This window comes from Candidatus Dependentiae bacterium (assembly GCA_020431705.1).
In the GTDB taxonomy this organism is placed as follows: Bacteria; Babelota; Babeliae; order Babelales; family Vermiphilaceae; genus JAGQHQ01.
The window spans coordinates 1-8,212 of sequence record JAGQHQ010000023.1 but is presented as its reverse complement, the minus strand read 5'-3'; the positions used below and the strand labels follow the sequence as shown (position 1 = coordinate 8,212).

Below are 8,212 nucleotides of genomic sequence, written 5' to 3'. Positions count from 1 at the left end.
CATTCACAACCAAGCTGAGAACATAAATCATCTATTTGAGACACCAGCTCACCTGTACTTGTACGTAATTCATCACAGCACGTTTCTAATATTTCAACCTTAGATTCAACAGTCTCCACCCGAGAAATAAGTGCATCATCAAAAAGATCTATTTGCGATTGCAATTCCCCTGTACTCGTTTTGAGTTCTGAACAACACTCATCTAGCTCAGACTGTAATTCACCGGTACTTGTTCTTAACTCATCACAGCACGTTTCTAATATTTCAATTTTAGATTCAACAACTTCTACTCGAGAAATAAGCGCATCATCAAAAAGATCTATTTGTGATTGTAACTCTCCAGTACTTGTTTTAAGAGCATCAATCTGTGATTGACAATTTGCACCTTCATCAACAAGCATATCAATTTGTGATTGCAATTCCCCAGTACTCGTTTTGAGCATATCAATCATACTAGCTAATGCACCTGTATCACTTTGAATTAGAATAATAAGTGGATCAACTAAACTTGCAAGAAAATCACAACATGATTGCAACTCTCCTGTACTTGTTGCCAACTCATCACAACACGATTGTGCAAAATCATCTATCACATCAATTTGCGACTGTAGTTGCCCTGTACTTGTTTTCAAACTTGAGCAGCATTCATCAATTATCGATATCAATTCACCTGTACTTGTACGTAATTCATCACAGCATGTTTCTACAACTTCAATTCTTGATATTAATTCGCTCTGATCAACAACAACATCTGCCTGCCCAACACATTTAATAGTACCACTTGAAATTGAAGTAAAAAAAATTGAAGTCGGAATACCAAAAGAAATTTCACCAATATTATTCTCACCCGCAGAATCTTTCCACAATGTAACACCATCAACTGTAAGCGAAGCTGAAGAATCAAACGTCCAGTCAAAGTTTTTTACAACCCATGTTGTTGGCCCATTTACTAATATTCCCCCCTGACTTTGCGTTACATCATCCACCAACTCAACAGTAACATTAGACAGCTTTATTGATGAAGAATCGCTTGCATAAATAATTTTACCCGCTGAGTCACCTAAGCCCTTAATAACAATATCTGTAAAGCAAACAGTAACCCCATCAGCAACAGTAATAAGACCACCATCTGCTAAATTTAAAATGTACCCATTGCCATTAAAAGCTGTATCACTAGAAAAAGTAAATGATCCAGAAAAATCAAGATTACTATGGAGCTCTATATCTGTTGCATTTCTTAACTCAATATTATCTGATGAGCTGAAATCTTTTCCACCAAACCCCAATTGATAGCCATTTAAATCTACAACACCAGGACCGTTAATTTTTTGTTCATCTGTAAACCGAAGATCATCCCCTAAAAATAAAGTACCGCTGTTTAAATCAATACTTTTATTAACAGCACTTTGCACTGCAAGTGTAAGTGTTGTATTAGAATCAGCCAAAACAATATTGCTCGTAAAAATTGGCTGACCACTTATCTTATTATTAACACCACTTACTCGAACTTCCTGTAATACGGTGCTTGGTTGGGCACACAAAAAATCATCTCCAGAAAGCATAAGAGTACCTAGTGGATTAAAGATACTTTTCATTAATAATTGATTATCGGCATCTTCAAAAATGCCTCGCTCAAATGTCACCGTATCCCCGGAAATAGTGCCATTCAGCATACGAATAAGTGTTCCATCAAAGGTAGAAATTGGATTATTAACAGTTAACGTACCACTATTTGAGACTTTCACACTCGAAGATACTACATCAAATTTAAATGGTACCGCATAAACCAACGTACCGGTTAATAACAAATTAATAATCGGCAAAAGTCTTAGAATACGCTCCACCATACTGCTTCCTTTTTTCTTAATCATCACTACTACGCCACATTACGCATCATCATACATCATTATCTATTACAGGCCCTTCTATTACTAATTGCGCTGATGGTAGTATTTGTACATCTATATTGTTTGCAACATCAAGACCATCACCCAAACTAATTGCTTCTGCAATAACAGATCCTTCGCTTGAAAGCGTTGATCGACGGTCAATTTTTAGTACTCCTTTTTTCAGCTGCATACCAACTTTTGTTGCATGAAGCGTACCACCACGTAACTCTATCATTGAAGTATCACTAACCAAATCTATTAATTCTTGTGAAGCTATAGAAGGATCGTAACTAAAGGTTACGCCATAATCAATAATTATATTTCCGTATTCTTGAACAGTACTTACTTGATTGCTTTGATAAGCAAGCGTATGACCTTCACCACAAACATGAAAATCTTTCACCACGTCGAAATGACCAATAGTAAAACTATAGTCTCCATCCAAAATACACTTAACATTTAAAAGTGTAATAGTGCTTAAACTATCTAAACATGCTATTTTATTAGAGTTAAGTCCCTTTATTGTGACGTCTTTGAGAAGCAATGTTGAATCTTTATCTACTTGCAAAGTACAAGTATCTGCCAGTGTCAAACAATTGCCACCACCATTAATTACTGAATCTCCCTCAAATATGATACAGCAATCTTGTAACATCATATTGCAATTCAATCGAACACTAACTTCTGAAAAAGTAAAACAAGTATCAACTCCATCAGAATCTGTAGGAACTAAAGTATTTGTTACTGCAAACTCTATAGTATGTTCGCTCCCAGTAATATCCCCAAGACGAACAATATTGGCAAAATTATGTATGATCATATCTCTGCCAAGAATAAGTCGACCACCATTCAAATCAATATTACCCGCAACCTGAAAAAAAGAATCAAATTCAGCAGACACACTACTGTTATTTAATTTAAATCCACCCTGCAAAGAAGCAAATCCTGCAACTCTGTCCCCATTCATAAGGATTTGCTGCGTATTAAAACGTGTTGGCGTCACATCAGATCCAATGTCAACAGCTTGCATAGAGCAAAAAACAAAACAAATAAAAAATATTCTAGATCCACATACAATACTTTGATCCTGTTTCATTACTTACCTTTTACTACAGCACCACTATACACTGTCATCAACCACACTTCTCTCTAAAATCAACTGAGCTGATGGTAAAATTTGCACTGTTACATTATTATTTACATCTACACCATCACCAATAGAAATACCTTCTATATTCGTTGTCCCTTCAGCAGAAAGAGTGGACTTTCTATCAACTCGCAGTATTCCTTTTTTCAACATAATACCTGATGTCGTTGTATGAAATGAACCACCATTAAGTTCTATTTTTGAATTTTTGGTTGCTAAAATTATTAAGTCGCGAGAAAAATTAGATGGATCATAACTGAACGTCAGTTCATTATCAATAATCATATGTCCGTACTCATCAATGGTACTTGCTTGATCGGTCTGATAAGCAAATATATTCCCCTCACCAACCAAACGCCATTGCCCCAAAACATCAAAATGACCTTTTTTAAAATTATAGTCACCATCTTGCACCCACTCAACATTATCCAAAGAAAGTGTACTAGTACTATCAGTCATTTGAATACGTTCTGAGTTAATTCCCTGTATAACAACATCCTTAAGCAATAAACTCGCATTTGCATCAATGATTAACGTTGTAGTTGACTCCAAGGTCAAAATAGTACCACGTCCATCAATACTTGACTCTCCTTTAAAGTTGATACACGAACGCTGAATACATGTGTTACAATTCAAAAGTATTTTTAAATCCGTAAACTCCACGCAATCATCAATATCTGGGTCATTAACAAACGATGCCTGAGTTCTATATACTCCTAAATCTTTATTTTCCCCACCAATTGCTAGATTTAAGCCGTTTTTTGCCCACCTTACAGCTTCAATCTTGTTGTTAACTTTTACATTACTTACTTCAATCAACTCTTGCACATCTTGATCAAACTCAAACGTTCTGAAATCGCCATTTGTCCAACCAGTAACAATACAATTACCATTTGGTGCCCAACCAACAGATCGAATAACAGGATTGCCGGGTTGCGTAGAACTATCAAGCAACGTTATAGTACCTGCACCATTATTATGCTCAACAACACGTAACTTCTCCGAAGTACCATCAACACCTACTACAAGTTGATTGGTTGGTGTAGCACTCCAATCAATAGCATTAATTCTTGCACCAGCCACATACGATGCATTGAGAGTTAACATTTCTAAACCGCTATCCCATTCATAAATCAAAAGCTCCGGTTGACCACCCTGTTTATCCGTTGCTACAGCAAGATAATCTCCTAATTCACTCCACTCCATCCCATTGCGCTGAACAACTTTATTACCAGAAATATTTATTGTCTCAACAGGTGAAGCACTGATCACCCCATTAACATCTACCGAATATATTTCTATTTCTGGATTTTTGGCAACACCAACAGCAATATAATCTCCTGTCGGGTTCCATGCAGCAGCAAGTGCATCAACTCCAATATCAACACTACTTACTTTATGAATCATTCCTGTGAGCGGCACAAAAGAAAAGGTGATCAATTCATCGGTACTCACAGAACTCTTTCGAGTCACCACAAATTGATGTTTAAACGGACTCCACCGAACATTGTTAATATCGAGATATACATCAAGAGGCTCTGAATCTTCAAGCGTTAATAATGAACCACTCCATTTATATACGCGTAAAATATCATTAGACCCACCTTGAGTATCCATACCAAGCGCAATATAAGTATTATCAAACGACCAATCTATAGTTGAGATTGGATCTGGTTGGCTTGCCTCATCTGCAAGAACAGCAGCACAATTACCAATATCAGGTGATGGAATACACGTAGTTGAAGCAGAAAGCTCCATAACATGCCCTTGGCCATCAATGCTTCCAATACTTTTGATGATAGCAATATCACGAAAAATCAGGTCTCTATCTAACACAAGAGAGCCACGGTTAAAGCTTACATCACCAGTCACAGGAAAAAAAGAATCAAAACTTGAAGTACTAATAATACTTGCAAGAAAAAAGCCACCATCTAGCGCTGCAAAACCGGCAACTCGATCTCCATTACTTAAAGATTGTACGGAGACAAAACGTGTAACTATATTATCAGAACCAATATCAAGGGCTATACACCAACTAGATATCAAGAACCAGAGTACAAAAGAAAAACAATAAAAAATCTTGCCTATTACTTGCTTCATACAACTCGTGAATACTCTTAAAATAAAACTATAAACCAATACTAAAATATCTTCCTTCTGGGCGTAATGATCCAAACAAATCTGCTCCAGTAGAACGTGCTATTATTGCACCAACTCCAACATTGATAAAACCTGGCTTAAAATTAAGCGTTTCATATAAATTTAATCTTGTACCAGACTTAAGATCTAATATTGAAGAAAAATCATTTGCTACCCAAGCATCACGTACTATATTTTTATAATTAATAGTGCCAGCAGTTAAACTAAGCGTTGCGCCACTTGCAATTTCACACAAAAAATCATTGTTTTGTTCACTGTCACCGAAGGTTATACCCTCATTGGCCTCATCGCCACTACCAAATCCCTGAATCTCAGATGATATACTTGAAGCTTTTTTCACTAAAAGCTTCCCTTTAAGCAAAGTCATCCCAGTAACAGTCGCATGAAGAGTAGATCCATTAAGTTGAAGAACTGAAGTATCATCAATAAATTCTATTAAATTTTTATTCTGAGAATCTGGATCATAACTAAAAGTAATCATTTCATCTAATCTTAGTATTGAGCGGGCTGCAATAGTACTAGTTTTACCCGACTGATAAATAAAACTACCATCACCACACAAATCCCAAAAACTATCTACAACAAAGGAACCATGAGAAAATGTTATATCATTATCCAAAAACCATACTGCATCTTTTAGTCTCAATACACCCGTATCATCCATACAATAAATCTTACCATCATCAACACCTTTGACTATGAGATTTTTTATTGTTAGATCAGAATCAACACCAATAATAATTTTTCCCTCAGATCCAAGTGTCAGCACATTATGGCGCCCTTCAATAAAAGAACTTCCAGAAAAACAAATCGGTGCATTAATAGTAATATCAGAGTTCATCACTAATGTAATTATGTCAAAATGTGAAACTGACCCATTGTCACCACCAAGTCTTTTCATTGCTGAGGGAAGCTCAACAGAACAACCACCAGCCTTGATGTCTCCAAGTGAAGTCATTGTCGTTACATTTGAAAGGAATAAATCACGTCCAAGATACAAGGTACCACCATTAAGAGCTATTTCACCCGATGCGGACAACGAACTACTGAATGTACATGTTGTTGCGTTATCTCTAAGGCCAAATCCATCCTCCATCAAAGCAAAACGCTTGATTTTATTATCGCTATCTTTTGAGGAAAAAACAACATAAGACTCTTTAGAAATAGCACTATCAGAACCAATAATAACAGAAAAACTAGAACACCCCCAAAATAACGACATTAAAAACACCATGTGGCAAAATAACTTTGCAGAATCCATTACTCTTCCTTTATTTTCTCCATACAAAAAATTTTTTCGCACGCTTTTTACAAACTTTAGAAAAAATTTTTCAATAAACACCTCTGAGTGAGGTTAAAACGCTATAAATCTTGTGTCAAGAAAGTTAACAAAAGAATCTATAGATAAAGCTTCTATCCTATATCATATCTTTTCTCTCTAATCTCATGTAGACGCGATAAAATAACTTTAAAGTACCGTTCAACAACAAACGAATCTTTTATTTCTACGAATGTCAATACGTCACGAACAAGCTCTGAGGGTTGTTCATAAATTTTTCGACGATCAGGCCGGTGAGGTAAATCTACAAGCATTATATTTTTCCCCTGTAAAATCATATTATATGGCGCCCAGTCATCATGATCAACATTAGCAATAGCCCGAATAGACTCTTTAATAGATTCTCTTGATGGATACAGTCCACCGCACACCATATAAGTAATAAGATTAATTCCAGGATGCCACGGCGCCACAACAGTTATTTTTTGCAAATTTGAAACAGTTTTAGTAAGACTTTTTATCTGGAAGTTGCTTATAATTTTTATTGGAGGATTATCACGTATATCCCGATATAAATATGTTTTCCGATATAGACAATTTTTGCTTGTAGCCAATAAATAAAAGTGATAATTTGCCTTGCAAAAATCCTCTTCTTCAACCTCAACTTTCCTGGCACCCTTTTTTATCAAATAATCTTCAATATACAAATCCCTAGGCAATTGAACCCCAAAAATTACATAATCCCCCATATTTAACATAGCGTTGACAAATGCCTTTTTAGTCTGATTTTCATTACCAATAATATGCAATGCAAGAGTAATATCAAAGTGCTCTGCATCACTAAATCTCTGTAAGTCAACAGCTGGTACATAATCAAGCAGAATAATATTACCCAGTTCTCTGTCCCGACATTTTTCAATAAGCTTTACTGCTGAAGATAATATGATATTCGGACCCATCGATAAAATAACACACACCGAATCGGGATATTCCGTAGCAATATCAAATGAATAAAAGGTTCCAAAAATATCACCCAAATCCAAAAGCGTAAATGGGCGTTGATACTGGCTAATCAAATCTTTAACGCATTGATGATACGCTAAATTATTATTATATAGGCAAACTAAAAACAGCAATAATACCGATTTTCTTGAGTTATTCACACTATGTTTCCGTTCGCGTTGCTTCATCACAATTGATAATCACAAACTGCTCACCATTAAACGTAAATCCTTGTATCTCATTCAACATTAAGCTACCAATTCCTGCATTATATTGCACATCGTGATCACCCGATTGCAAACGAACAACTGAACCATCGCGGCGCACACCATCTCTTACTGGCGGACACAACGCTCCAAGTGCTCCGTCTGATGCTGGGTCAAGTGAACCAAGACGCACTAAAATGCTGCCATCAGGAGTTGGTGCACTGGATGCTATGAATGACATTTCACTAAATATAGTTACCAATGGCGCAATCGTTTCAAAGAAATTTTCCTGTAAGTCTGTTGTCGTGCTTACTCGTTCTGATTCTGGCGAAATTGTTGAACCTGCAGGTAAGCGAGAAGCTGGCGGTAGCAATAGCGCTGAGGTTAATGGTGTTGTACTACCTACAATTTGGAACGGTGCAATTGTAGTACCTGCTGCTAGTTGTGTCGTTCTGTTAAATACTGTATCTGTTGCAACAGTCAGTGGACTTACTAATGGTATACCATCTACAACTGACCCTGCTGCCAA

Annotated in this window: 6 protein-coding genes; all 6 read right to left on the bottom strand. The window is 36.3% G+C overall.

The window, feature by feature from the left end; translation table 11 throughout:
• Nucleotides 1–1,871, bottom strand: a 1,871-nt coding sequence (locus tag KC460_04880; GenBank protein MCA9770675.1) for a hypothetical protein, incomplete at its 3' end; no start/stop codon positions are given.
• Between the two features lie 25 nt (nt 1,872–1,896).
• The gene (locus KC460_04875; protein ID MCA9770674.1) at nt 1,897–2,985 is read right to left on the bottom strand and encodes a hypothetical protein; all 1,089 of its coding nucleotides are present in this window, start codon (nt 2,983–2,985) and stop codon (nt 1,897–1,899) included.
• A 24-nt stretch (nt 2,986–3,009) separates the two neighbouring features.
• Complete coding sequence (locus KC460_04870; GenBank protein MCA9770673.1) at nt 3,010–5,136, bottom strand: hypothetical protein; 2,127 nt, start codon at nt 5,134–5,136, stop codon at nt 3,010–3,012.
• A 28-nt stretch (nt 5,137–5,164) separates the two neighbouring features.
• Nucleotides 5,165–6,457: a hypothetical protein gene (locus KC460_04865; GenBank protein MCA9770672.1), complete on the bottom strand. Its 1,293-nt coding sequence runs from the start codon at nt 6,455–6,457 to the stop codon at nt 5,165–5,167.
• 152 nt (nt 6,458–6,609) lie between these two features.
• A complete protein-coding gene (locus tag KC460_04860) occupies nt 6,610–7,638 on the bottom strand; it encodes a hypothetical protein (GenBank protein ID MCA9770671.1) in 1,029 nt (342 codons plus the stop codon).
• Between the two features lies 1 nt (nt 7,639).
• The coding region (locus KC460_04855; protein ID MCA9770670.1) for a hypothetical protein at nt 7,640–8,212 on the bottom strand (573 nt) is incomplete at its 5' end.

Coding starts and splice junctions, on each gene's coding strand:
- KC460_04875 (MCA9770674.1), bottom strand. CDS start 2,985: ATGAAACAGGATCAAAGTATTGTATGTGGATCTAGAATATTTTTTATT.
- KC460_04870 (MCA9770673.1), bottom strand. CDS start 5,136: ATGAAGCAAGTAATAGGCAAGATTTTTTATTGTTTTTCTTTTGTACTC.
- KC460_04865 (MCA9770672.1), bottom strand. CDS start 6,457: ATGGATTCTGCAAAGTTATTTTGCCACATGGTGTTTTTAATGTCGTTA.